Origin of the sequence: Hamadaea flava, assembly GCF_024172085.1 — a bacterium.
Classification (GTDB): domain Bacteria; phylum Actinomycetota; class Actinomycetes; order Mycobacteriales; family Micromonosporaceae; genus Hamadaea; species Hamadaea flava.
The window spans coordinates 5,174,589-5,198,550 of record NZ_JAMZDZ010000001.1 but is presented as its reverse complement, the minus strand read 5'-3'; the positions used below and the strand labels follow the sequence as shown (position 1 = coordinate 5,198,550).

The 23,962-nt window shown below is 70.4% G+C and carries 24 protein-coding genes; 7 read left to right on the top strand and 17 right to left on the bottom strand.

Annotation, left to right across the window (positions count from 1 at the left end; translation table 11 throughout):
* Positions 1-108 precede the first annotated feature (108 nt).
* Both HDA40_RS24560 and HDA40_RS24555 read right to left on the bottom strand, forming a co-directional pair.
* Positions 109-1,083 carry an alpha/beta fold hydrolase gene (locus HDA40_RS24560; RefSeq protein ID WP_253759802.1) on the bottom strand — a complete coding sequence of 325 codons (975 nt, stop codon included), beginning with the start codon at positions 1,081-1,083 and terminating at the stop codon, positions 109-111.
* Complete coding sequence (locus HDA40_RS24555; protein ID WP_253763971.1) at positions 1,080-3,647, bottom strand: hypothetical protein; 2,568 nt, start codon at positions 3,645-3,647, stop codon at positions 1,080-1,082. The genes HDA40_RS24560 and HDA40_RS24555 overlap by 4 nt, the downstream gene beginning before the upstream one ends.
* 134 nt (positions 3,648-3,781) lie before the next feature.
* Between HDA40_RS24555 and HDA40_RS24550 the strand changes: the two genes are divergently transcribed.
* Together HDA40_RS24550 and HDA40_RS24545 are read left to right on the top strand one after the other, a co-directional pair.
* Positions 3,782-4,444, top strand: a complete 663-nt coding sequence (locus HDA40_RS24550) for a TetR/AcrR family transcriptional regulator (protein WP_253759800.1) — start codon at positions 3,782-3,784, stop codon at positions 4,442-4,444.
* Positions 4,445-4,575: 131 nt separating this feature from the next.
* Positions 4,576-4,803: a DUF3107 domain-containing protein gene (locus HDA40_RS24545; protein ID WP_253759798.1), complete on the top strand. Its 228-nt coding sequence runs from the start codon at positions 4,576-4,578 to the stop codon at positions 4,801-4,803.
* 43 nt (positions 4,804-4,846) lie between these two features.
* Here the strand turns inward: HDA40_RS24545 and HDA40_RS24540 are convergent, their stop codons facing one another.
* Positions 4,847-5,488 carry a ferritin-like fold-containing protein gene (locus HDA40_RS24540; protein WP_253759796.1) on the bottom strand — a complete coding sequence of 214 codons (642 nt, stop codon included), beginning with the start codon at positions 5,486-5,488 and terminating at the stop codon, positions 4,847-4,849.
* Positions 5,489-5,765: 277 nt separating this feature from the next.
* Here HDA40_RS24540 and HDA40_RS24535 point away from each other — a divergent pair, with 277 nt between their 5' ends.
* From HDA40_RS24535 to HDA40_RS24525, 3 genes are all read left to right on the top strand, one after another.
* On the top strand, positions 5,766-7,334 hold the full coding sequence (locus tag HDA40_RS24535; RefSeq protein ID WP_253759794.1) for a DEAD/DEAH box helicase: 1,569 nt from the start codon (positions 5,766-5,768) through the stop codon (positions 7,332-7,334).
* 200 nt (positions 7,335-7,534) lie between these two features.
* The gene (locus tag HDA40_RS24530; protein ID WP_253759792.1) at positions 7,535-8,413 is read left to right on the top strand and encodes a DUF4145 domain-containing protein; all 879 of its coding nucleotides are present in this window, start codon (positions 7,535-7,537) and stop codon (positions 8,411-8,413) included.
* Positions 8,376-9,338, top strand: coding sequence for a hypothetical protein (locus tag HDA40_RS24525; RefSeq protein ID WP_253759790.1), 963 nt, complete (start codon positions 8,376-8,378; stop codon positions 9,336-9,338). The genes HDA40_RS24530 and HDA40_RS24525 overlap by 38 nt, the downstream gene beginning before the upstream one ends.
* A 12-nt stretch (positions 9,339-9,350) precedes the next feature.
* Here HDA40_RS24525 and HDA40_RS24520 read toward each other — a convergent pair whose 3' ends face one another.
* Together HDA40_RS24520 and HDA40_RS24515 are read right to left on the bottom strand one after the other, a co-directional pair.
* The gene (locus HDA40_RS24520) at positions 9,351-9,701 is read right to left on the bottom strand and encodes a YdeI/OmpD-associated family protein (RefSeq protein ID WP_253759788.1); all 351 of its coding nucleotides are present in this window, start codon (positions 9,699-9,701) and stop codon (positions 9,351-9,353) included.
* Positions 9,698-10,102, bottom strand: coding sequence for a VOC family protein (locus HDA40_RS24515; RefSeq protein ID WP_253759786.1), 405 nt, complete (start codon positions 10,100-10,102; stop codon positions 9,698-9,700). The genes HDA40_RS24520 and HDA40_RS24515 overlap by 4 nt, the downstream gene beginning before the upstream one ends.
* Positions 10,103-10,144: 42 nt before the next feature.
* Between HDA40_RS24515 and HDA40_RS24510 the strand changes: the two genes are divergently transcribed.
* Entirely contained in the window at positions 10,145-11,107 is a 963-nt protein-coding gene (locus HDA40_RS24510) for a helix-turn-helix transcriptional regulator (protein ID WP_253759784.1), read from the top strand.
* On the opposite strand, the gene HDA40_RS24505 is transcribed toward HDA40_RS24510, so the two are convergent.
* From HDA40_RS24505 to HDA40_RS24480, 6 genes are read right to left on the bottom strand one after another with little or no spacing between them, the layout of a single operon-like run.
* A complete protein-coding gene (locus HDA40_RS24505) occupies positions 11,074-13,335 on the bottom strand; it encodes a heavy metal translocating P-type ATPase (protein WP_253759782.1) in 2,262 nt (753 codons plus the stop codon). The genes HDA40_RS24510 and HDA40_RS24505 overlap by 34 nt on opposite strands.
* A gap of 38 nt (positions 13,336-13,373) precedes the next feature.
* The gene (locus HDA40_RS24500; protein WP_253759780.1) at positions 13,374-14,306 is read right to left on the bottom strand and encodes a DUF8832 domain-containing protein; all 933 of its coding nucleotides are present in this window, start codon (positions 14,304-14,306) and stop codon (positions 13,374-13,376) included.
* A complete protein-coding gene (locus HDA40_RS24495; protein WP_253759778.1) occupies positions 14,299-14,517 on the bottom strand; it encodes a heavy-metal-associated domain-containing protein in 219 nt (72 codons plus the stop codon). Before HDA40_RS24495 ends, HDA40_RS24500 begins: the two co-directional genes overlap by 8 nt.
* Positions 14,518-14,550: 33 nt before the next feature.
* Positions 14,551-14,859 carry a metal-sensitive transcriptional regulator gene (locus HDA40_RS24490; RefSeq protein WP_253759776.1) on the bottom strand — a complete coding sequence of 103 codons (309 nt, stop codon included), beginning with the start codon at positions 14,857-14,859 and terminating at the stop codon, positions 14,551-14,553.
* Between the two features lie 17 nt (positions 14,860-14,876).
* Positions 14,877-15,980, bottom strand: a complete 1,104-nt coding sequence (locus tag HDA40_RS24485) for a class I SAM-dependent methyltransferase (protein ID WP_253759775.1) — start codon at positions 15,978-15,980, stop codon at positions 14,877-14,879.
* A 26-nt stretch (positions 15,981-16,006) separates the two neighbouring features.
* Complete coding sequence (locus HDA40_RS24480; RefSeq protein ID WP_253759773.1) at positions 16,007-16,996, bottom strand: C40 family peptidase; 990 nt, start codon at positions 16,994-16,996, stop codon at positions 16,007-16,009.
* Positions 16,997-17,113: 117 nt separating this feature from the next.
* Here HDA40_RS24480 and HDA40_RS24475 point away from each other — a divergent pair, with 117 nt between their 5' ends.
* Positions 17,114-18,118, top strand: a complete 1,005-nt coding sequence (locus HDA40_RS24475) for a pirin family protein (protein WP_253759771.1) — start codon at positions 17,114-17,116, stop codon at positions 18,116-18,118.
* A 75-nt stretch (positions 18,119-18,193) separates the two neighbouring features.
* Here HDA40_RS24475 and HDA40_RS24470 read toward each other — a convergent pair whose 3' ends face one another.
* From HDA40_RS24470 to HDA40_RS24445, 6 genes are all read right to left on the bottom strand, one after another.
* Positions 18,194-19,192 (bottom strand): branched-chain amino acid ABC transporter permease, encoded by a 999-nt coding sequence (locus HDA40_RS24470; protein ID WP_253759769.1) that lies wholly within the window; start codon positions 19,190-19,192, stop codon positions 18,194-18,196.
* The gene (locus tag HDA40_RS24465; protein ID WP_253759767.1) at positions 19,189-20,040 is read right to left on the bottom strand and encodes a branched-chain amino acid ABC transporter permease; all 852 of its coding nucleotides are present in this window, start codon (positions 20,038-20,040) and stop codon (positions 19,189-19,191) included. Before HDA40_RS24465 ends, HDA40_RS24470 begins: the two co-directional genes overlap by 4 nt.
* Positions 20,037-20,822, bottom strand: a complete 786-nt coding sequence (locus HDA40_RS24460; protein ID WP_253759765.1) for an ABC transporter ATP-binding protein — start codon at positions 20,820-20,822, stop codon at positions 20,037-20,039. Before HDA40_RS24460 ends, HDA40_RS24465 begins: the two co-directional genes overlap by 4 nt.
* Positions 20,819-21,592 (bottom strand): ABC transporter ATP-binding protein, encoded by a 774-nt coding sequence (locus HDA40_RS24455; protein ID WP_253759763.1) that lies wholly within the window; start codon positions 21,590-21,592, stop codon positions 20,819-20,821. Before HDA40_RS24455 ends, HDA40_RS24460 begins: the two co-directional genes overlap by 4 nt.
* Complete coding sequence (locus tag HDA40_RS24450) at positions 21,592-22,788, bottom strand: substrate-binding domain-containing protein (protein ID WP_253759761.1); 1,197 nt, start codon at positions 22,786-22,788, stop codon at positions 21,592-21,594. The genes HDA40_RS24455 and HDA40_RS24450 overlap by 1 nt, the downstream gene beginning before the upstream one ends.
* 83 nt (positions 22,789-22,871) lie before the next feature.
* On the bottom strand, positions 22,872-23,885 hold the full coding sequence (locus HDA40_RS24445) for a coiled-coil domain-containing protein (RefSeq protein WP_253759759.1): 1,014 nt from the start codon (positions 23,883-23,885) through the stop codon (positions 22,872-22,874).
* Positions 23,886-23,962 lie beyond the last annotated feature (77 nt).

Sequence of the window (23,962 nt, the reverse complement as noted above, 5' to 3'; positions counted from 1 at the left end):
ACGCAGCGCGACAAAGCAAAGCACCGCAGTTCGGCACAGCAAGCAACCCAGCGCGGCAAGACAAAGCGCCTCAGCGCGACACAGCAAGCAGCTCGACGAGAAGTCGAATCATCCAGGGTGGCGCGACAACCCCACGTGCTCGAGCGAGACCGAGTCGAGCAGCCCGAGGATCGCGCGAGCGACCACTCTCGGGACCTCCATCTGGGCGACGTGCCCGACGTACGGCAGCAGCAACAGTCGGGTGTCCGGAATGGCCCGAGCCACTCGGGAGACCACCCGGACGTCGACGAGCCTGTCCCGCAGCCCAGCGATGACCAGCGTCGGCACGGTGATCCGCCGAGCCATCGCCCACAGTGATCCGGGGCCGGGCAGTTGCGCCCGCAGGAACGACAGGACGAGTCCCCGCATCGCCCCCGTGTACGCGCTCGCGAAGTGCTGCACCTCGGACCGCCGCCGCGCCTCCTCGACCGCTTCGGCGAGCCGTTGCGGCGGTACGGCGTCGGGATCGGCGAAACACGCCTTGAGCACTTCGGCGGCGAGCTGTTCGGGCGGGATCGCTGCCATCTGCCGGGCGGCCAGTCGATCCACCCGGGGCAGGGCGAGGAACGGCACGACGCGGCCTTGCAGGGACCGTCGCGGATCGAGAAACGGCATCGCCGGGGAGATGAGGGTGAGCGTGCGGACGAGATCGGGCCGCAAGGCCGCCACCCGTACGCTCACCGAACCGCCGAGGGAGTTCCCGATCAGGTGCACCGGACCACGGTCGGTCTGTTCGATCAGGGCGACGACGCAGTCGGCCAGCGCCCGCTGGGAGTATCGGCGGGCCGGATCGCTGTACCCGAAGCCGGGCAGGTCCACGGCGAGCCCGTCGACGCGCGGCGTGAGCAGTCCGGCGAGGTCGGTCCAGTTCTGCGAGGAGCCGCCGAGCCCGTGGACGTAGAGCGCCGGTTCGGCGCCGGGCGACGGCGTCGAGCGGACGAAGACCGACCGACCGTCGAGCTGAACGGCGTGACCAGGCCAGGGCGGTACGGGCGGGCCGCCGGGAGGCAGCTCGTCGTCCTCGGCGAGGACGGCGCGTTTCATGGCAGCAGGGCGCTCAATCGTCGGTTGACCGCCGCCAGCGTCGCGCGTACGACCGCCTGCCGGGGGTCGCCGGAGACGAGGGCGGACCCGGCCAGCTGCTCGACCCAGCCGTCGCAGACCAACAGCACCACCACGACGGCGACCTCACAGCTGCCCATCGGGACGATGGCCGCCTGCTCGACATAGCAGTGCCCGCGCGTCTGCCCGTCGGCGGATTCGCTGAGCAGCTCGTCGACCGCGTTGGCGGCGGCCGCCGCGCACAGCCGCAGGACGTAGCCGTCGACCGCCGGGCCGTTGGAGACGCCGAGCGCCACCCGCTCCCCGGCGACGAGGCGTACCTCGACGGTGGCGTCCAGGCCGAACGTGCTGACCTGCACGTGGTCGAGGACCACCCGGGACGCCTCGGCGGGCGGGGTCAGCGCCGGCGAGCGGCCGGGTTCGGGCTGTTCGTCGGGACGGCCGAACCGGTCCCCACCGGGGCGGAGCTGATCCGGATAGCGGCCCCGCATGGTCACCGGGTGGCGGCGTCGCGGCTCGCGGGGCGCGGCGCTCGCCGGGATCAGTCCTGGTGGTAGCGGCGGGTTCGTCCCGCGCTGGGAGGGCGGGATCGGCGTCCGCTCGATCGGTCCAGCATGCTGTGCGGGCACCGGTCGGCGCGGCGACTCCTCGGCTGCGGGCGGCGCGGGTTCCGGCGTGGGCAGCGGAGTCCGTGCCGCAGACGCGGGTGGGCCCGAAGCCGGTGGGCCTGAAGCCGGTGGGCCCGAAGCCGGTCGGGCGGAGGCCGGTGGGGCCGAAGCGGGCGGCGCAGTCGGAGTCGGCCGCGCGGGGGGCTCGGCGACCAGGCCCATCCGCTCGTTCAGCATCCGCGCGACCACCCGGCTGACATAGGCCGGGTCGGACCCGTCGGCGAGGTCGAGCCGCAGCGTGTGGCCGCCGGTCGCGGTCGCGCGCAACTGGGCGTCCCGGACCCCGGGCACGTCCCGGACGGCGGACAGCACGGTCGCCACGTCGAACCCGTCCGGCCGATCGGACGGCGGCAGGTCGTCGCGGCGCAGGCCGGACGCGATGCGCGACAGGGCGGGGGCGGGCGCGGGCGGTTCGGTGTTCGGCTCGGGAATGCGCGGCACGTCCGGTTCGGACGGAACCCGCTGCGGCAGGCCGTGGCCGACCTCGCCCCGATCCCGCGCCACCGGGGACGGCGGCGGATCGGCCGGGGTCCGGTGGTCCGGCTGACCTGGCTGCTCGTACGGCGGTTGCGGCCGTGGGTGGTTCGCCAGCGGCTGCGGCTCGCGCTGTGGCAGGTCCCGCGGCGGCGTCGGACGCATGGGCAGATCACGCGGCGGCAGGTCGCGGGGTGGCACATCCCGCGGCGGCAGGTCGCGGGGTGGCACATCCCGCGGCGGCACCTCCCGCGATGGTCCGATGTGGTCGGTCGGCTCGCCCGGCGGCACGTAAGCGGCCGGAGCGGGCACTCGCAGTCCCGGGGGCGCCGCCGGCCGGGGGTCGGCCGGATCCAGTCGCTCGGCCTGGCCGCGGGGCGGCTCCGGGTCCATCGGCACGATCGGCTCCGCCCGGTGGTACGCGGGCAGCAGGATCCCCGTCGGCGATGGCTGCGCGACCTCACTGGCCGAGACCTGCGCCCGATCCTGGGCGTACGCCTCCGCCCCGGGATGGCCAGGGCTGAGCGCGGTCGGGCGCGCGACCGGATCAGGAACCGCCGTGGGCGCCACGACCGGCTCCAGTGTCGGCGGCGCAGCCGAGGGCGGCGGAGCAGGCGGCAGCGGGTTCGAGGCGGCGGGCGGATACGTCGACGCACGAGGGGCCGGTGGCGCGGACGGCACCGAGGGGACCTCCAGCAGGCGGGCGAACGGACTGGGCGTCCCTTGGGACGGGGTCGACCCGTTCAGGGCGGGACCGGCCGCGACGTGCGGTACGCCTTCGGCCGGGGACGGCTCCGCGAACAACGGCGGGTCCGGGAACTGCGCTGTTTCTGCGTACTGCGGCGGCTCTGCGTACTGCGCTGGCTCTGCGTACTGCGGTGGCTTTGGGTACTGCGGTGTCTCGGCGTATTGCGGTGTCTCTGCGTACTGCGGTGCCTCCGGATAGCTCGGCTGCTCCACGTAACGCGGTGGTTCGGGATAGCTCGGCTGCTCCGCACGCTGCGGCTGGGGGTGGTGGGAGTCGGCGTAGCGCGGTGGCGGAGCCAGCGGCCGGATCATTCCGTCGTCGGCGGGGAATCCGGCGAACTCGCCGTTCCGGGAAGGCATCGGTCCGTCCAGCGCGTCTTCGTCCTCGGGCAGTTCGACCTGGTGCGGCGGGCGCACGCCGGCCTCGGCGAGAAGTTCGGCATAGCGGGGCGGGGTCTGCGCACGGGCGTGGTTCAACGCGTCCATGCCCCGCCGCCAGGCGGGCACGACGGAATCAGCCTCCGGTTCCAGCGCGGAGCCCGCGCCGGACCAGCCTTCGCCCCAGCCCTCGGCGGGAAGCTCGCCATGTCCGTTCACATGGCCGTTCCCATTGCCGTTGGCGGGTGCGCTGCTGCCCGATTGTCCTGTTACGTCCACCGTGCGCTCCTCGGTAGCCCATGGGTGAGGCTACCTTGTTAGGGGAAGCGCGATAAGTTGCAACGGCGGGAGAATTTCCGCCGACGAAGCTGACGACACGCGCGGGGCGAGCGTGTACGGAGAGGACGGGATCTATGGCACCGGCGACGAGTGGCACGCGGGCCGCGGGCCGACCGACCCGGATGCCGAGGTCCGCCCGGCGTTCGCAACTGCTGGCGGCGGCGCAGGACGTCTTCGTCGCCCAGGGGTATCACGCCGCCGCGATGGACGACATCGCGGAGCGGGCCGGCGTTTCGAAACCCGTGCTATACCAGCACTTTCCCGGAAAACTCGAACTTTATCTGGCCTTGTTGGACACCCATTGCGACGCGATCATCGCCAAGATCCAGTCGGCGATGCAGGCGACCACGGACAACAAGGAACGCGTCCGGGGAGCGACGCACGCGTACTTCGACTTCGTCTCCCACGAGTCCGAGGCGTTCCGCCTGGTCTTCGAATCAGATCTGCGCAACGACCCGGCGGTTCGTGAGCGTGTCGAGCGTGTCGAACAGGCCTCGGTTGAGGCGATCACCGCGACGATCATGGCCGACACCTCCGTCGACCGGGCGCGGGCGGAGATCCTGGCGGCCGGCCTGACCGGGATCTCGCAGGTCGCCGCCCGCTACTGGCTGACCGGCGGCCGGGAGATCGCGCAGGAGGAGGCCGAGCGGCTGATCTCCGCGTTGTCCTGGCGCGGCATCGCCAGCTTCCCGCTCAGCGGTGACCACGCCGGCGATCACAGCGAGGATTCCGTCTGAGGAGTCCCGGCCGCGGAATCCGCCTCCGGCGAACACGATGCCACGGAGCCGAATCCGGCTGACATCCCGCGATAGTGTTTCGACAAACGGCGGCCGATGGCCGTCGCGCGCAACCGAGGAGGGACCCGTCCGTGGAGGTCAAGATCGGAGTGCAGTTCGCGGCCCGCGAGCTCGTGCTGGAGAGCACCCAGTCCCCGGCGGAGGTGGAGCAGCTGGTGACCGAGGCGCTCGCGTCCGACTCGGGCGTGCTGGCCCTGACCGATGACAAGGGGCGCAAGGTCATCGTGCCGGTAGCGAAGCTGGCGTACATCGAGATCGCCGAGGCGCAGACGCGCCCGGTCGGCTTCACCCCGCGCTGACCCATCTGTCGAACTGAGCCCGCGTCGGGAAGCCGACGCGGGCTCAGTTGTTGAGCCCGACGGCGGCCATCCGTTCGGCGTGCGCCTGCTTGAGCCGGGTGAACAGCTGCTCCCCCACCTCCGCGTCGCCGAGCAGCGCGACGAGATCGCCGTGTTCGGCGGCGACTCGGGCGGCCTGCGACAGCGCCTCGCCCACCAGCCGCCGGGCCCACATCGAGAGCCGATTGGCGATCTTGGGATCGGCCGCGATCGCGCTGCGAATCTCGCTCGCGGCGAACTCGTCGTACGCGTCGTCGTGCAACACCCGCAGGACGAGGTCCCGGTCGGGCTCGTCGAGGTGTTCGGCGATCTCCCGGAAGAAGTCGTCGGCGATCCCGTCCCCGATGTACGCCTTGGTCAGCGCCTCGAGCCAGTCGGTCGGCTCGGTCGCCTCGTGGTAGGAGGCCAGCGCGCTGAGGAAGGGGCTCATCGCCTCGGCGGGGTCGATCGCGGCCGACGCGAGCCGGTCGGCGATCCGCCGATGGTTGGCGATCTCGACCGCCGCCATCTCGCAGAGAACCGCCCGTCGGTGCAGGTCGGGGGCGAGCCGGGCGTCGGCCGCCATCCGGTCGAAGGCCAGCAGTTCGGCGTACGCGAGCATGCCGAGGAGGTCCCGGCAGCCGGAGGGGAGTGTGTTCTCGGACACGTTTGGCACCCTACAGCGCGAACGGCGTCTTGTGATCACGTGACTACCCAGTGCGCGGAACGCCCTGTTCGGCGTACGATATAGATGTTGTCGCAGGCCGCTCCGGCCTGCGACCCGCATGCGGCCCCCGGGCCTGCCGGTTGATTGATCAGCCTGGCGCACGGGTGCGGCCCACGCGAACCGCAGGCGCAGATCTGACCGCGCCGAATACACAGCGCGCCCCATACCAGAAGTGCTTTGCAGCAGGGGCGCAATAGAGAGGGCACCCCACAACTCCATGAGCACCACTTCTACCTTTGCTGACCTGGGCGTCCGCCCGGAGACCGTTGCCGCGCTCAGTGAGATCGGCATCACTCACGCGTTCGCCATCCAGGAGTACGCGCTGCCCATCGCGCAGCGCGGCGCCGACCTGATCGGGCAGGCCCCGACGGGTACCGGCAAGACGTTCGGCTTCGGCCTGCCGCTGGTGGACCGGGTCGTCAGCCCCGAGGAGGGCGGCCACGGAGCACCGCAGGCGCTGGTCGTCGTCCCGACCCGGGAGCTCGGTCTCCAGGTCGCCAAGGACCTGGCCGCCGCCGGCAAGCTCCGCGGCGTCCGCGTCCTGCCGATCTACGGCGGCGTCGCGTACGAGCCGCAGATCGACGCGCTGAAGAAGGGCGTCGAGATCCTCGTCGCCACGCCGGGCCGGCTGCTCGACCTGATCAAGCAGAAGCACCTCAAGCTCAACAGCGTCTTCGCGATCGTGCTCGACGAGGCCGACCGCATGCTGGACCTGGGCTTCCTCGAGGATGTCGAGAAGATCCTCTCGATGCTGCCCGAGCAGCGCCAGACCATGCTCTTCTCCGCGACCATGCCGGACGCGATCGTGGCCTTGTCGCGCCGCTTCCTGCACTCGCCCATCACGGTGCACGCAGGTCACTCCGAGGAGCCGGGCGTCAGCCCGCAGACGAAGCAGTTCGTCTACCGCACGCACTCACTGAACAAGCTCGAGATGCTGGCCCGCATCCTCCAGGCCAAGGACCGTGGCCTCACCATGGTCTTCAGCCGGACCAAGCGCAACTGCGACCGGGTCACCGAGGACCTCGACTTCCGCGGGTTCGCCGCGGCGGCCGTCCACGGCGACCTCAACCAGGGCGCTCGGGAGCGGGCTCTGCGCGCGTTCCGCGCCGGCAAGATCGACGTCCTCGTCGCGACCGACGTCGCGGCCCGCGGCATCGACATCGCCGCGGTCACCCACGTGATCAACTTCGACTGCCCCGAGGACCCCGAGACCTACGTCCACCGCATCGGGCGGACCGGTCGCGCGGGCGCCACCGGCGTCGCGGTCACGTTCGTGGACTGGGAGGACATGCCGCGCTGGCGGATCATCGACAAGACGCTCGAGATCGGCGAGCCCGAGCCGCGCGAGACCTACCACACCTCCGAGTGGCTCTACTCCGACCTCGACATCCCGGCTGACGCCGCCGCCACCCTGCCGTCCGCGCAGCGGTCGCGGGTCGGCCTGGCCGCCGAGAAGGAGGAGGACCTCGGGGGCGGCCGCCGCGGTCAGCGTCCGGTCCGTGGCCGGTCCCGCCGCTCCGCCACTGGTACGCGAGACGCCGCGCCCGTCGACGCCCCGGTGGCCGACGGCGAGCCCGCCGATCACGAACCGCGCCAGCGTCGCCGTCGCCGCAACGGCGAGGTCGTCAAGGGTGACGCGACCCAGATCCTCTTCTCCGACCCGTCCGGCCCGTCCGTGCCGGATCCCGTCGCGGCTGCTACCGGCGCCGCCGACGGTCAGGCCAAGGCTCGCCGTCGTCGCCGTAGCCCGCGCAAGCCGGGTTCGGCCGCCACCACCACCGACTGACACCTGGCCTGCCGCCGATCGATCGGCGGCACCGACAAGGAATCCGTTACACGTTGGAAAATGTGTAACGGATTCTCTTTGTCAGTTGGGTTCCGCCTCGACAGCCGTCGAGCCTTCGACTGTCTTCGATCCGACACTCACTTGGGACAGTCGGGCGGATAGTCTGGACGGCTTTACTCGATTTCGGGACGGAGGCAACAATGGCGCCGCACACCAGCGATATCATCGGCCGCTCGCTGAACTTCGGCTATCTGATCCGGCATGATCCGCTTCTCGCGTACGACGGCGCAAGTGCCGAGTCCTACATCTTCGAGGACCCCGACAACTCCCTGATCCGGTCCCGGCGCTTCGCGGACCGCATCGCGCAGATCGTTGCCGGAGCGCTGCGGGTAAGTCTGCCCAGACGCGCCACCTTCGGCCGGAAGATCCGGGCACTCCAAGAGGCGAAGGCCATATCCGGTGCCGTCCTCCGTGCTTTCGAGCGCGTACGCGACACCGGCAACGACGCGGCGCATGACCGGGTCGGCGACGCCTATGTGGCGCTCCGCCGGGTGCACGACTGCTTCGAACTCGGACTCTGGTACCACAACCTGGTGACGGGCCAGAACATCGGACGCGCGTTCGTGCCACCGCGTACGCCGGATTCGCCGGTGGTCCCCGTCGACGATCCACGGCTGACCGAGATCCAGATGATGCTCGCCGCGTTCGGCCACCGCATTGTGGCGGTGGAACTGCGTACGTCGGAGGACGCACCGGAACGAGCCGAAGCCCTGGCGGCGGCGTTGACCACCGCGCAGACGACCCTCGCGGGCGAGCTGTCCGCGAGTCGCAGGGATGTCGACAAGGTGACGAGCCGCCTCGAGGAAGGGTTCGAGGAACGGCTTGCGGCCCGCGAACTCGCCGCCGCCGGCCGTCGCGCTGAGCTGGAATCGAATATCGCCGAAGCGGGCGCCATCGCCGAGCGCGACTACCAGGATCTCGACGCCATCCTTCACCGGCTGTCCGCGCCGAAATCGCCGGTGGGCGTGGGAAGCTTCCAGCGTGGAGACGGTTCACGGGGTCCTGATCGCGCTCGCTGAACGGTATTCGTTCGCCGACGTCGCCGCGCTCGTCGCGCAGCGGGCCGACCCCGAGTTGAGCACTCGGGAGATCGCTCAGGTGCAGCAGCTGTGCGTCTTCGGCCAGCGCCTGCTGGATCTGGACGCCGAGGACTTCGGCGAGGATCACGTCCCGGCCGATCTGCGTACGCGGGCGTTGGCGTGCCGGATGCCGCAGGCTCCCGGCGAAGCCGACCGGGGGGCGCTGGCCTCGCTGCGTCCGGCGTACGCCCTGCTGCTGGAGGTCATCGCGGCCCGATGGGAGCGCCGGGAGATGACCGGGGTGGTGGCCGCCGTCCACATCGTCAGCGAGTACGCCCCGCTTCTGGTGTGGGAGCAGGTCTTGGGGCACGCGGGCGACCCGGCGCGCCTGCCGCCGGACGTACGCGGGGAGCACAGCCTCTGGGGTGAGGACACCCGCGAGTGCCCGCAGACGAAGGCGGAGAAGTCGGCGGCGGCGCGGTCGCTGAAGGTGGCGCATGAGCCGCCGAGCGGTTGGCGGGCGTACCTGGATCGACTGCATTCGATCACGTCGCACGCGTTCGGCGTCTGCGCTGCGGCGTGTCCCCGGCCTTGTTCGGTGCTGCTCCGGCACAACCGGGCCGAGATCGAGCTGCTCGGCAACGGCTGCAAGCTGGCGGCCACCCTCACCGATTCCGGCCTGGTACGCCTCCGGCACGCGGCACCGGTCGGCCACGGGTTCGGGGTGCCGTCCCGGGACGAGGTGCTGACGGCGTGGGAGCGGGGCCGGCCGGCGTTGGCCAGGCACGCCCCGGCGGTCGCCGAGCCCGACGGCTATCCGCTGCCTGGGTTCACCGCCTTGATCAGCGCCTTGGCCGGTACGCCGATCCACCCGTCGACGCTGCTTGCCGACACCGCCCGCGAACTGGCCCTCGCCCTCAAGTAGCGAGCGTCGGGCTCATCTCGGCCACCGTCCGTCTGCCTGGGCGGCGTCGACCTCGGCCAGGCCGGGCGGCCGCATGCGGCCTTCGGCGGTCAGCTTCGCGACGAGATCCTTGTTGACCTGCGACCACGGGCTCCGGGGCCGCCGCCGCGAGTACCGCTGGAGGAAGAAGTCCTGGTCGAGCGGCTTGCGATGGCTGCTGATCCAGCCGTAACAGAGCCCGACCTCGACCGCGTCCATGTTCGACAACGTGCGGTGCGCCGAGCCCTTCTTGGCGATCTTCAGCCAGATCGCCTCCGCCTCGGCGTGGTGCTCGTCGAGCCAGCCGGCGAACGCGTCCGCGTCGACGAAGATCAGCGGATTCACGCCGCACCGCCCATGGACGACAGGATCTCGACGTAGTGCTTGTTCGACATGACGCCGAGGATGTTGCCGAACGGGTCGACGACCGACGCCGTGACGAAGCCGGGTCCCCATTCGCGTACGCCCTGGTATTCGGTCGCGCCCATGGCCAGCAGCCGGGCGAAGACTCCGTCGAGGTCGTCGACGTGCCAGTACGCGATCACGCCGCTCGGCGTACCGGCGGGCGGGCCGAAGCGCCGGTCGATGATGCCCAGCTCGTGCTGGTAGTCGCCGATGCGGAACTCCCGGTAGCCGTCCCGCGAGAAGTAGGGCTCCACGCCGAGCAGGTCGGCGTACCAGCGGGCGGCGGCGTCGAGGTCGTCGGCGAAGAGGCTGATGGTGGCGAGTCCGCGAAGTGTGCTCATGGATACCAGGTTAGAAGGCTTTGTGGAACGTATGATTCCTCAATGCTGGAGACTTCGGTCCGACTTCTGCGGTTGCTGGCCCTGCTGCAATCGCGACGCGACTGGTCCGGCGCGGAGCTGGCCGCCCGCCTGGAGGTCACCGGCCGGACCGTGCGCAACGACGTCGAGCGGCTGCGCATCCTCGGTTACGAGATCCACTCCAGCACCGGGATCACCGGCGGCTACCGGCTCAGCCCCGGCAAGACCGTGCCGCCGCTGCTCCTGGACGACGAGGAGGCGGTGGCCGTCGCGGTCGGGCTCAGCGCCGCCGCTGCGGGTTCGGTCGCGGGGATCGAGGAGCCGTCGGTACGCGCCCTGGCGAAGCTTCAGCAGACCTTGCCGACCCGGCTGCGCGGCCGGGTCGACGCCGTACGCCGGGCGACCGTGTTCGCGGCGGGCGGCGGACCGGCGGTGGACCCGCAGAACCTGACGATCGTCGCCGCCGCGATCCGCGACCATGAGCGGCTGCGGTTCGACTACACCGGCCACTCCGGCGACACCACCCGGATCGTGGAGCCGCAGCGGCTCGTCTACACCGGACAGCGGTGGTACCTGCTGGCCTGGGATCTCGACCGGGACGATTGGCGTACCTTCCGGGCGGATCGGATCACGCCCCGGCCACCGGCCGGTCCCCGGTTCACGCCGCGCGAGCTGACCGACGAGGAGGCGACCGACCGCGTACGCCGTGGGGTGGGTTCGCTGGCCTGGCCGTATCAGGCGGAGGTGCGGCTGCACGCGCCGGCGGCGGCGCTGGCCGGCCGGATACCGCCGGAGGCGGGCCTCCTCGTCCCGATCGACGAGCAGACCTGCCTCTTCCAGACCGGCACGGGTTCGCTGCTCGGCCTGGTCACCTTCGTCACGAAGCTCGGAGTCGGGTTCACCGCGGTCAACCCGCCCGAGCTTCGCGAGCTGCTGAGCAGCCTGGCGACGACCTACGCGGCGGCCGCCGAGCCGCCCCGCGAGTAGCCGCGGCTGTCACTCTTGAACCGGAACAGGCGCAGGCTGTTCAGCACCACGAAGATGCTGCTGAAGGCCATCGCCAGCCCGGCCAGCACCGGCGTCACCAGGCCGAGGGCGGCCAGCGGGATCAACACCAAGTTGTACGCGAACGCCCAGAACAGGTTCTGCTTGATGTTGCGCAGGGTCGCCCGCGACAGCCGGATCGCGTCCACGGTGGCCGTGAGGTCGCCCCGGACCAGGGTCAGGTCGGCCGCCTCGATCGCGGCGTCGGTGCCGGTGCCCATCGCGAGGCCGAGGTCGGCCGCGGCCAGGGCGGCGGCGTCGTTGACCCCGTCGCCGACCATCGCTACGACGGCGCCACGCTGCTGGAGTTCCCGGACCGCGTCGACCTTCCCCGCCGGCAGCACGCCCGCCACCACATCCTCGGCGGGGACGCCGACCTGCTCGGCGACCAGGCGAGCCGGACCGGCCGCGTCGCCCGTGAGCAGCACCGGGCGCAGTCCTTCCCGGCGCAGTGCCGCGATCGCGTCGGCCGAGGTCGGCTTGACCGTGTCGGCGACGTAGACCCAGCCCGCGAAGATTCCGTCAACGGCGACGGCGACCGAGGTCATGTCCTCGCGCACGCCGCTCTCCGGCACCGTAACGCCGTTGTCGGACAACAGCGCGGCCCGGCCGACGAGGACCGTCCGGCCGTCGACCACGCCCGACGCCCCGAGCCCGGGCAACGCCGTGAACTCGTCCACTCCGGACAGGTCCGGGGTCGCTGCCGCGACGGCTCGCGCGATGGGGTGCTCACTGGCCTGTTCCAGGCTTCCGGCGTACCAGAGGAGCTTCTCGGCGGTGAACCCCTCGGCGGGCGAGAGGCCGGCGAGAGCCATGACACCCGTGGTGACCGTGCCGGTCTTGTCAAGCAGGATCGTGTCGACGCGGCGGGTGGATTCGAGGACCTCCGGCCCGCGGATCAGTACGCCGAGCTGTGCGCCGCGCCCGGTGCCGACGAGCAGCGCGGTCGGCGTAGCCAGGCCGAGCGCGCACGGGCAGGCGACGATCAGGACGGCGACCGCCGCGGTGAACGCGGCCGTGACGTTGCCGGTGACCGCGAGCCAGCCGACGAACGTGCCGAGCGCGATGAGGATGACGGCAGGGACGAAGACGGCGCTGATCCGGTCGGCGAGCCGCTGGACCGGCGCCTTGCCCGACTGAGCCTCGGTGACCAGCTTGGCGATCTGGGCGAGCTGGGTGTCGGCGCCGACCCGCGTGGCCCGGACGATGAGCCGCCCGCCCGCGTTGACCGTCGCGCCGACCACGTCGGATCCCGGCCCGACCTCGACCGGGACGCTCTCGCCGGTGAGCATGCTGGCGTCGACCGCGCTGGCGCCCTCGACGACGACGCCGTCGGTGGCGATCTTCTCGCCGGGCCGGACGACGAAGACGTCGCCGACCTTGAGCTGGGCGGCCGGGACCGTCCGCTCCTTGCCGTCGACCAGCAGAGTGGCCTGCTTCGCGCCGAGGTGGAGCAGCGCCCGCAACGCCGACCCCGCCGTACGCTTCGCCCGGTGCTCGAACCAGCGCCCGGCCAGCAGGAACGTGGTCAGCGCGGCGCCGACCTCGAGGTAGAGGTGCTGTTCGGTGACGGACCCGGCGAACAGGTCGAGCCGCATCCTCATCCCGGTCATCCCCGCGTCGCCGAAGAAGAGCGCGTAGAGGCTCCACAGGAACGACGCGGCGACACCGAGGCTGATCAGGGTGTCCATGGTGGCCGTGGCGTGGCGCGCGTTGAGCAGCGCCGCGCGGTGGAACGGCCAGGCGCCCCAGGTCACGACCGGGGCGGCCAGGGTGAGCGCGGCCCACTGCCAGTTGGGGAACTGAAGGGCCGGGATCATCGAGAGCAGCACGACCGGGATCGACAGCGCGATGCTGCCGACGAGTCGCTGGAACAGCGGGTCGTGCTCGGGCGTCTCGGCGGCGTCGGCCGGTTCGGTGACCTCGGGCTCCGGCGGCGTGGCCGTGTATCCCGTCGCCACGACCGTCGCGACCAGGTCGTCCAAGGTCACCGTCGGCTCGTACGAGACGTGCGCGGTCTCGGTCGCGAAGTTCACCGACGCGGTCACGCCGGGCAGCTTGTTGAGCTTCTTCTCGACGCGGCCGGCGCAGGTGGCGCAGGTCATCCCGCCGATGCTCAGCTCGATGACACTGAGTCCGACGGCGCTGCGGGCAGCGTTCTGCGGTTGCATGGTGTCCTCCCAATCCGGTCGGTTTGGGCGGACGACGGTCAGTTCCCGAAGTCCAGCGTGAACGCGGCGGTGTGAACCTTGCCGCTCACCTGGAAGTCGAAGAACATCCGGTACGTCCCGGTGCTGGGCACGGCTGCCCAAAATTTCACCGCACCACCCTGGAGCTGTGTCTCCGGATGGGTGTGCACGTACGCGAGGTCCAGCTCGCGCAGGAAGACGAGGTGGCCGTAGCTGCCGAGGTAGGGGTCGACCGTGACGGGCTTGCCGTCGGCGTACACCCGGAACAGCAGCGGCGCGGTCGCGCCGATCTGCAGCGTCCCCTCGTACGCCACGGTGTAGCCGTCGACGGCCACCTGCCGCGCCACCGCTGGAACGGCGGTCGGCTGGAAGGAACCGGCCACGGTGAGGTCGGTACCGAGCGTGATCGCGGTCTGCGCCCCGGCCGCACCGATCGCCGTGAAGTCGGCGATCGCCCGCCAGATCCCGGGCTGGGCCAGGTTCAGCTGGACCGACCAGGTTCCGTCCGGCGCCATCGTCGGATGGAGATGCTGGTAGCCGGACAGGTCCCGGCGCGCCAGCACGAAGTGCAACGGCCGGTCGTGGACGACCGCGAAGGTCGACACGGGCTTGCGATCCGGTCCGGTCACGAGGAACCGGAAGTCCTGTACGCCCACCTTGAACGCGGTCTGCTTCGGCACGAGCGTGTAGCCGGCCGCGTTGATCGACAGTCCGCCGACCTCGCTGCCGGTCATGCCCGTCACCGCGTGCGTATGCGGACTGGCTTCGTTGAAGGTCGGCGTCGCTCCGGCCGGAGTGCCGCCTGAGGCCGAGGACGAATCCATCGCCTTGCCGAGGGCGAACCCGGCGATCAAGGCGACGACCAGGCCGCCGACGATGACACCCACCCGCAGGCCACCGGTGTCGGCGGTCCGCGGGCGGGCCTTGTTCACCCGGGTCTGGGTGTCAGCCATCGATCCCGACCAGCTCGTAGCCGGCCTCGTCGACGGCGGTACGCACCTCGTCCAGGGCCAGCGGCGCGTCGCTGTTCACCTTGGCGACGCCGCCCGGCACGTCGACCTCGACGGTGCGTACGCCCGGCAGCAGGGTCAGCTCGCCGGTCACCGCCTGGGCGCAGTGGCCGCAGGTCATGCCCTTGATCTGGTAGGTCGTCTCGACAGACATGGTGGCTCTCCTCGTTGCGGAAGCGCTGTCGCGCTAGCGGACCAGGCGGGCGATCGCGTCGCTCGCCTCCTTGACCTTGGCCGTCGGATCACCGTCGCGGGCGGCCTGCACGACGCAGTGCCCGAGGTGGTCCTCCAGAAGGCCGACCGCGACCGCCTGCAGCGCTTTGGTGGCTGCCGAGATCTGGGTCAGCACGTCGATGCAGTAGGTGTCCTGCTCGACCATGCGCTGAATGCCGCGCACCTGACCTTCGACCCGACGCAGCCGGCTGAGCAGGGCCTGCTTGTCCTCGGCCGCGCTGTAGCTGTGCCCGTGGTTGTCGAGGGCGGTTGTTTCCGTCATGCCTCGACCATACCCCCCTAGGGTATCCGGTGCAACAGCTCCGCGAGGTGAGGGCGCACACCCCATTCGGACACCAACGCCTGATAGTCGCTTCCCGCGCTTTCGGGGTTCCCGCGTACCGCCTTCAGCAGAAGGTTCCGCGGCGTGTGCGCGGAGTCGACGAACTCCACGACGTCGACGGCGTAACCATGCTCGCGGAGGATCGACGACCGCAGGGCGTCGGTCAGCACGTCGGCGAAACGCTCGCGCAGGATCCCGGACCGGGTCAGCGCAGTGGCCTCGGGCCGGGTCGGCTGGTGCTCACGGAGTTGGCGGGAGATGTCCTTGTGGCAACAAGGCGCGGCCAGAATCCAGCGCGCGTCCCACTCGACCGCCCGCGCCAGGGCCTCATCGGTGGCGGTGTCACAGGCGTGCAGCGCCAGCACCACGTCCACCGGCCCGCCGACCTGCGCGTCCAGGATGGTGCCCGCGACGAAGTCGACATCGGCGAAACCCAGCTCCCGGGCCAGCCGCGTGTTGCGCTCCCGCTGGTCCTCCCGCACGTCCACGCCGGTCAGGTGCACATCCAGGCCGCGTCCGGTCAGATAGCGGTACGCCGCGAAGGTGAGGTATGCGTTGCCGCAGCCGAGATCCACCACCCGAAGCTTGTCGGGCACCTCGGCCGGCAGAGTGGCGTCGAGCGCCCGGAGAAACGCGTCGACCTGCCGTCGCTTGCGAGCGTCGCCGCCGATCACGTCGAACAGCGGGTCGCCCGGATCGAGCAGATGCCGCTTCTCCCGATCATGACCGGCGCGCTCCGGAACCACCGCCGGCGGGGCGCCATGGGAGAGCAGCACCCGGCCCTTCTTGCTGATCTGCACCTTCACCGTCTGCCGGGCCGTCTCGACGTGCCAGTTCCGGTAGCGCTCGTCGAGGATCGGCTCGACGGAGTCCTTGGTGACCGGGACCGTCTTGGTCGTCGGGCGTACGCCGTCCTCGGTGACGATCTGCAGAGCCGGACCGGATTTGACCGCGATCGGCCGCACGGTCAGCCGCTGCGAACCAGTGTTGGCGACCGCCCGGATCAGATCCTCGCTCAGGAGCGCGTCCCGCAGCTCAGCGGCGGCCTCTTCCCACGTCATACCCCTAATCTACGGTCTGCTGGAGACTACGTGACGTGGCCGTAGCCGCGGACCGGGAGATCGTCGAAGAAGTCGATGCGGACCTTCTCCCCCGGGGTCGGTGCGTGCACCATCCGGTCGCCGCCGATGTAGATCCCGACATGATGCAGGTCACGGTAGAAGAAGATCAGGTCGCCCGGCTCCAGCTGAGTTCGCTTGATCTTGCGGACCACGTCGTACTGCCGGGCCGAGTTGTGCGGCAACTCCTTGCCGACCCGCTTGTACGCCGCGAGCACCAGCCCGGAGCAGTCGAACCCGTCCGGCCCCGAACCGGCCCACCGGTACGCCTTCCCCAGCTGCCCCAACGCGAAGTTCAGGATCTTTGCGGGGATCCCGGTCACCTCCGGCTTCACCCAGCCGACCCGGGCGTTGGCGTGCGGCGGCGACCCCGACGGGCCGAAGGCGTGCGTACGCCATCGCTGGAGGGTCGCCAGATCCGATTCGATCTTGGCGCGGCTGGTGGCGAGATCCTTCTGCTGCGCCCGGCCCTCCGTGATCAGGGTTCGCAGCGTCTCCTGAGCCGCCACGTACTCCTGCCGCAACCGCGTCAGCGAAGTGATCTCGCGCCGCTGGTCGTCCGCCAGCAGCTGGATCACCATCAGCTGGTCGAGCACGTCGCGCGTGGAGTCGGCGTGCAGCAACACGGCGAACGAGGTCGACCCCGCCGTCGTGTACGCGGCACTCGCGATCACGCCGACCTTCGCCTGACGGTCGGCGACCTGCCGTTCCAGCGGCCCGATCTGTCGCTTGAGCACGTTGATCTGGGCGACCGTCGTCTGCAGGTCGGAGCGGAGTTGGTTGTATCGCTCGATCACGCCTTCGAGCTGGCCGGACGCCCGATTGATGCGCTCGACCAGCTGCTCTCGGGTAAGTCCGGCCGGCGGACCGGGCGGGCTGCCCGGCTTGGCCAGCGCAATCCCGGGGCTCAGCGTCCCGGGGCTCAGCGTCAGACCGGCGAGAACGGTGACAACGCCCAATGACCGCGTAAACCGGCCAAACCATGCAAAACAGGGGAGCATCGCCACGTCCCAGTCAACGACCGTGTAGCGAAGGCGACACTAGTTGATGGTTCAACTATCTGCTACTCTGATCGCATGCCAGCCATCACCGTTGACAATGTGCTCGTCCTGCCCCGCGTGGCAGACCCCGGTCCCGCCGTGGAAGAGCGCTCGGTCGTCTCCGTGACGACGGCCCCGAGCGGTTTCGAGGGCGAGGGCTTCCCCGTACGCCGGGCTTTCGCGGGTGTGGACCTCAAGCACCTCGACCCCTTCATCCACATGGACCAGATGGGCGAGGTGGAGTACGCCCCGGGCGAGCCGAAGGGCACCCCGTGGCACCCTCACCGCGGCTTCGAGACGGTCACCTACCTCCTCGATGGCACGTTCCGCCACCAGGACTCGAACGGTGGCGGCGGCCTGATCACCAACGGCGACACCCAGTGGATGACAGCCGGTTCCGGCCTGCTGCACATCGAGGCGCCACCGGAGGAACTGGTCGCCTCGGGCGGTCTCTTCCACGGCTTCCAACTCTGGGTGAACCTGCCCCGCAGCCTCAAGATGGCCGACCCGCGCTACCAGGACATCCGCGCCGGGCAGGTCTCGCTGCTCACCTCGCCGGACGGCGGTTCGCTCATCCGGGTCATCGCCGGTGACATCGCCGGGGAGTCCTCGGCCGAGACGCCAGGAGTGCAGTCAGTCGGGCACCCCGGGCCGGGCGTCACGCATACGCCGATCTCGCTGATCCACGCCACCCTGGAGCCCGGCGCGCAGCTGCGGCTGCCCTGGCGGGAGGACTTCAACGCGCTCGTCTACACGCTCGCCGGTTCCGGCTTCGTGGGCGCGAAGAAGCAGCCGGTACGCCTCGGTCAGCTGGCCGTCTTCGGCGCCGGCGGAGCGCTGACCATCGAGGCGACGCCGCGGCAGGAGTCGCGCAGCCCGAAGTTGGACGTCCTGATCCTGGGCGGCCGGCCGATCCGGGAGCCGATCGCGGCGTACGGGCCGTTCGTCATGAACACCAAGGCCGAGCTGATGCAGGCGTTCGAGGACTTCCAGGCCGGCCGCCTCGGCAGCATCCCGGCCGGCCACGGCCCCGGTCTGTAGCGGTCACAGTCCCAGCAGATCAGGGATATGCCTGCGATCTTGGGCCAAGATCGCAGGCATGTCCCTGATCCAGTGCTAACCGACAGCGCGGCGGAGGGCGGTCAGGCGCAGTTGGGCGATGCCGCCGGGGAAGAAGTACACGGCGAGGATGAAGACCACGCCGAGCACGAACAACGGCTGCTTCAGCGGTCCGGGCAGCCCGCCCGCGACGTGGGTGAGCCGATAGTCCAGATAGGTGTAGAGCACGCCGCCCAGGAGCGGCCCGTAGCGCGTACCGGGGCCGCCGAGCACCACCATGACGAGCAACGACAACGTCAGCTCACTGCCGGCGATCTTGGGATCGGCCCCCTGCACGAGCAACAGATGCACCACGCCACCCGCAGCGGCCAGCGCGCCCGCGAGGACGAAGGCGAAAAGCTTGAAGGCGTAGGGGTTCAGGCCCAGCACGCCCACTCGCCGCTCGTCATCGCGCAGGCCCGCGAGCACCCGGCCGGTCGGCGAGGACACGGTCCGCCGCACCACGATCATCACGATCACCAGGTACGCCAGACTCACCCAGTAGAGCTTGTAGGTGTTGACGACGCCGACGAGTCCCGAGGGCAACCCGGAGACGTCCAACGCCAGTCCCTCGTCCCCACCGGTGAGCCCCCACGCGTCCCGGGCCGCCAGGATCGCGCCGACCTGGGCGAACGCGAGCGTCACCATGGCGAAGGCGATGCCGGTGACCCGCAACGCGATCGCGCCCACGGCCGCGGCGACCGTGGTGCCGAGCAGGATCGCGGCCGGAGCGGCGACCGCCAGCGGCAGTCCCGCCTTGCCGATCAGCACGTCGGCCCCGTACGCCCCCAGCGCCACGAACAACGCGTGCCCGAAACTGAGCAGCCCCGTACGCCCGAAGAGCAGGTCGTATCCGGTCGCCAGCCCGCCGAAGAGCAGGCACAGCGCCAGCAGTTGCAGCGTTCCCGGGCTGTTCAGCGGCCCGTCGAAGACGCCGGGGACGCTGATTCCGGCGTACGGGAGGAACGCCAGGACGGCGACCGCGCCGATCGGCCAGTATCTCCGCAGATAGGTCATGCTTGCCTCGTTTGCCGCCGGGCGAGGAGGACGATCGCGAGCAGCGCCACGGCGCAGACGTCGCCCGCCCCGGCTGAGCCGTAGTAGTTCACGAACTGCTGGAGCAGGCCGACGGCGACTGCCGCGACCGCCGAGCCGGTGATGGAGCCCATGCCGCCGATCACCACCACGATGAAGGCGAAGATCAGCAGCGAGGCGCCGCCCGTGGGGGTCACGGACTCGAAGTAGACGCCGCTGAGCGCTCCGGCCAGCCCGGCCGCCGCGCCGCCGATCGCGAAGACCAGCGTGAACGCCTTGCGGACGTCGATGCCCAGGGCGGTCACCATCTCCCGGTTCTCCACGCCGGCCCGGATGATCAGGCCGTAGCGGGTCCACCGCAGGAAGGCGAGCAGCGCCGCGAGCACCACGACCGCGCCCGCGATCAGCAGCAGCGACTTGACCGGGACCCGGGCGCCGAGGAGGTCCACGACCTGCTGCGTCCATTTCGGACTCGGGAAGGCACGCGCGTCCGGGCTGAACAACGCCTGGAACAACGCCACCCCGGCGAGGGACAGCCCGACGGTGACGAGCACCTGGGCGATCGTGCGCTGATAGAGAGGCCGGATCATGACCAGCTCGACGAGGGCGGCGACCACCGCCCCGGCAAGTACGCCCGCCGCCACTCCCCCGGCGAAGCCCACCTTCGGCGTCGCCCAATAGGCGGCGTACGCCCCGACGGTGAGGAACCAGCCGTGCGCGAAGTTGAGGACGTCGGCCAGCCCGAAGACGAGCGACAGACCCGAGGCGATGAGGAAGTACAGCGCCGACAGACCCAGTCCGGTCACAGCGAGCAGAACGATGGTGCTCATGCGTGACTCCCCACTGTGCCGCCATCGGGGTGGGCGCCACGCTCCTCGCCCCTGCCGTCGGCGTCGATGCTGGCGCCCACACCCAGTAGGGACTTGGTGAGGTCCTGATCGCCGAGCAACTCTGACGCGCTGCCGGTCCAGGCGACCTGGCCCGCGGCGAGGACGACGGCGTCACCGGCCAGTCGGCGTACCACCGCGAGATTCTGCTCGACCAGCAGGATCGGGACGCGGACCGCGACCCGCGCGAGCGCGTCCGCCACTTCCGTGACCACCTTGGGGGCCAGGCCTTTCGTGGGTTCGTCGACGAGCAGCAGGCGGTTCTCGGTGAGCAGGACCCGGCCCAGCGCCAGCATCTGCTGCTGCCCGCCCGACAACGAGCCGGCCTTCTGGCTCGCGCGCTTCTTCAGCTCCGGGAACAGCTCGAAGACCAAGTCGTATGCGGAAGTCTTGGTGCGTTCGGCCAGCCGCAGATTCTCCGCGACCGTCAACCCCGCGAAGACGCAGCGGTCCTCGGGCACATAGCCGAGTCCTTTCTGGACCAACTCGTGTGTGCGCCGCCCCACGATCTCGTCGCCGTCGAAGGTGAGCGAGCCGGTGGCGGGCGCGAGGCCGAGGATCGCGCGAAGCGTGGTGGTCTTGCCGACGCCGTTACGGCCGAGCAGCACGGTGACCCCGGTGTCCGCGACGTCGAAGGAGACCCCTTGCAGGATGCTCAACCCCGACAGGACGACGGCGAGATCGCGGACCTTGAGCAGGCTCTGTGGCTCGATGCCGGCGGTCACAACTCCTCCCCCAGGTAAGCCTCCTGCACGACGGGATTGGCCATGACCACGTCCGGGGTGTCGCAGGCCAGCAGCGCGCCGTGATGCATCACCGCGAGCCGGTCGGCGAGCCCGAGGATGACCTCCATGTGGTGTTCCACCATGAGGACGGCCCCTCCGATGTGGCCGGTCAGGCCGCGGATGACCTCGACCAGGTCGGGAACGTCCTCGGCGGCGACCCCGGCCATCGGCTCGTCCAGCAGCATCACCCGGGGCGATCCGGCCAGCAGCAACGCGATCTCCAGCTTCCGCTTCTCGCCGTGGGCCAGCGTTCCGGCGACGGCTTCGCCCCGGCCGGACAGGCCGACCGCGGCCAGACACTCGTCCGCCCGCTCGGCGACCGCCCGGAACCCCTTCGTGCTGCGCCACGCGTGCAGGGAACCCCCGTGCTGCGCTTGGGCCGCCAGTCGCGCGTTCTCGCGTACCGACAGGGAACCGAAGACGGACGAGGCTTGGAACGTGCGGCCGAGCCCGCGCCGCGCGCGGCGATGGGGGGCGAGCCGGGTGACGTCGTGGCCGAGGAGTTCGACGGTGCCCGCCGTGGCCGCGCGCAGCCCGCTGATCAGGTTGAAGAGCGACGTCTTGCCCGCACCGTTCGGCCCGATCACGCCCAGGAACTCCCCCGCGCGCAGGTCGAGGCTCACGCCGTCGACGATCGTGGCGTTGCCGATGCGCCAGGTGAGCCCGGCGGTCGCGAGGACCGCCGGGCCGGTACCGACGTGGTCGGACATCAGGACTTCATCGCGGCGGCGGGCGGCGCGCAGTCCTGCGGGTCCACGGCCTTGATCAGCTCCGGCTGGCCGCCCGAGCCGAACTTGACCTGGAACATCGGCTGCAGCAGCGCGTGGTCCTCGGCGCGGACGGTGAGCTTGCCCTTGACGCCGTCGAAGCTGTAGCCCTCCAGGGCCTTGATCTGCTTCTCGACGTCGTCGCCGCCCTCGCTGAGCGCCCGCACGATCAGCTGTGCGGCGGTGAAGCCGTCCGGGTGGAACAGGTCGAGCGGGCCGCCGACCTTCTCCCGCGCCGCCTTCGCCACGGCATTCTCATTGGCGCCGGTCGTCGCGCCGTCGAAGTAGTGCGAGAGGAACGAGATCTTGCCGCCGGCGGCGCCGAACGTCGGCCAGGTCGACTTCTGGTCCAGACCGGTGACGACCTGCGTCGCACCGAGGACGCCCTGCTGGTCCAGCGACTGCCACATCGCACCCGCGGTCGTCCCCGCCCAGGCCACGAAGACCAGGTCGGCCTTCGCGTTCTTCGCCTGCACGGCGGCCGGGGTGAAGTCGGTCGCGGTGGCCGGGACGAGAATGCTGCTCACCGTCGCGCCCGCACCGCCGATGACCGCCTTGACGGCCGCCTCGTTGGCCTTGCCGAACGCGCTGTCCTGAGCGAAGACCAGCACCTTCTTGCCGGTCGCGTCGCCGATGAAGGACTTCGCGGTCAGCACGTCCTGGTACGACTGCCGGCCCGAGCGGAAGGTGTATCGGTTGACCCCGGTGACCCCGTCGGTGGCGGCCGGTCCGGAGACGAAGAGCACCTTGTTCTGCGCCGCGATCGGTGCGACCTGCAACGCGACGCCGGACGCCGTCGAACCGGCCAGGATCTTGACGCCCTTGCCGATCATGTCCTTGGCCGCCGACACCGCCTTGTTCGGGTCGCCGGCGTCGTCGGCCTCGGAGACCTCGACAGCCCGCCCGTTGACCTTGCCGGTTCCGTTGGTCGCGTACGCGAGACCGGCAGCGAAGCCGGCCTTGTACTGCTGGCCGTAGCTGGCCAGCGCGCCGGACTGGGAGTAGACCAGGCCGACCTTGAACGGGGCGTTCTGGTCGCCCGAAGCGGCGTCCTGCGGGCTGGAGCAGCCCACCGCCGCGGCGGCGACGGCCAGCACCGCGGCCGCGGTCAGCGACCGCCGCGTATAAGTAGCGCTCATCAGCGTCTCCACTGTTACGGGGATGTTGCCCGGAGACGTTAGGTGGGCGGCGGCGACCTCACTATGTGGGCCGCCGACATAACTCAGTACATGGAGAGGTGGACGTGATTCTGATGCTCGGCCGCCGCCCCACAGCACCCGCTGTAGTTGTGCCAGCCGGCGCCGGGCGTCCAGATCATCCGGTACCAGATCACGTAGAGGACGCCCAACGCCCTCGCGTTCTGGATGAAGAACGCGGCTAGCTTGTCGCCGTAGATGCGTTCGGAGGAATTGGGCACGCCTTCGAATCCGCCCACACTGACCGAATAGTCACAGGCCCGGCCCTTGGGATGCTCGCCCCAGCTCTGCGTACGCCAGCACTTGGTGAACCGGGTGAAACCGACGCGCTTCGCCTCGTCGAGGGCGTGCTTCGTCCGTGGGGTGATCTTGCCACCGGTCCCGGTCGGGTCCTTGACGTTGGCGCTCTCCGAGGGCAGGCTGCCGTCGGCGTTGCGCTTGGTCGGGATCGCCTTCGGTGCCGGGATCTTGAGCCAGCCGGTCGCGGCCTTGCGCCCGCCGGACTTCGACAGCGTCAGCTCCAGCGCGTCGAGCCGCTTCTTCATCTCGGCCTTCTGTGCCTTCTGGATCGCCGCCTCGGCGTCGATGGCCTCCTTGTCGGCCTTCGCCTTCGACTCCAGCCGCGTCAACTTACGCAGCGAGTCGTCCTCGCGGTAGTTCATCTCCTCCAGCATCGTCGCCCGTTCCAGGAACGAGTCGGAGCTGGAAGCCGACAGCATCGCGCCGATCGTGGTGAGCCGCCCGTTGGTGTACGCCTCGACCGCGATCGCGGCGACCTCCTTGCGCAGCGGCGTCAGCTCGGCGTTGACCTGGACCAACTCCTTCTGCAGCGCCGCCTGCTTGTATTGGGACGCCTCCAGCCCGTCCTGCGCTTCGAGGTAGCCGCGCGACGCCGCTTCGATGTTCTGGATCAGCTGCGTCGCATTGCCGCCCTCATCGGGTTCGGCGTACGCGCCCGAAGGCGTGACGAACAACGTCACGGCCACGACGAGCGCCAGCAACGGCGCCAGCCATCGACGTGGAAGTGCCGCCAGAGTCACGGTCGGTTCCTTTCATCACCGCAGGTGGGGGGTCACCTGTCGGGGAAACCGCCGGACAGCGTACCTGACCGCGCTGG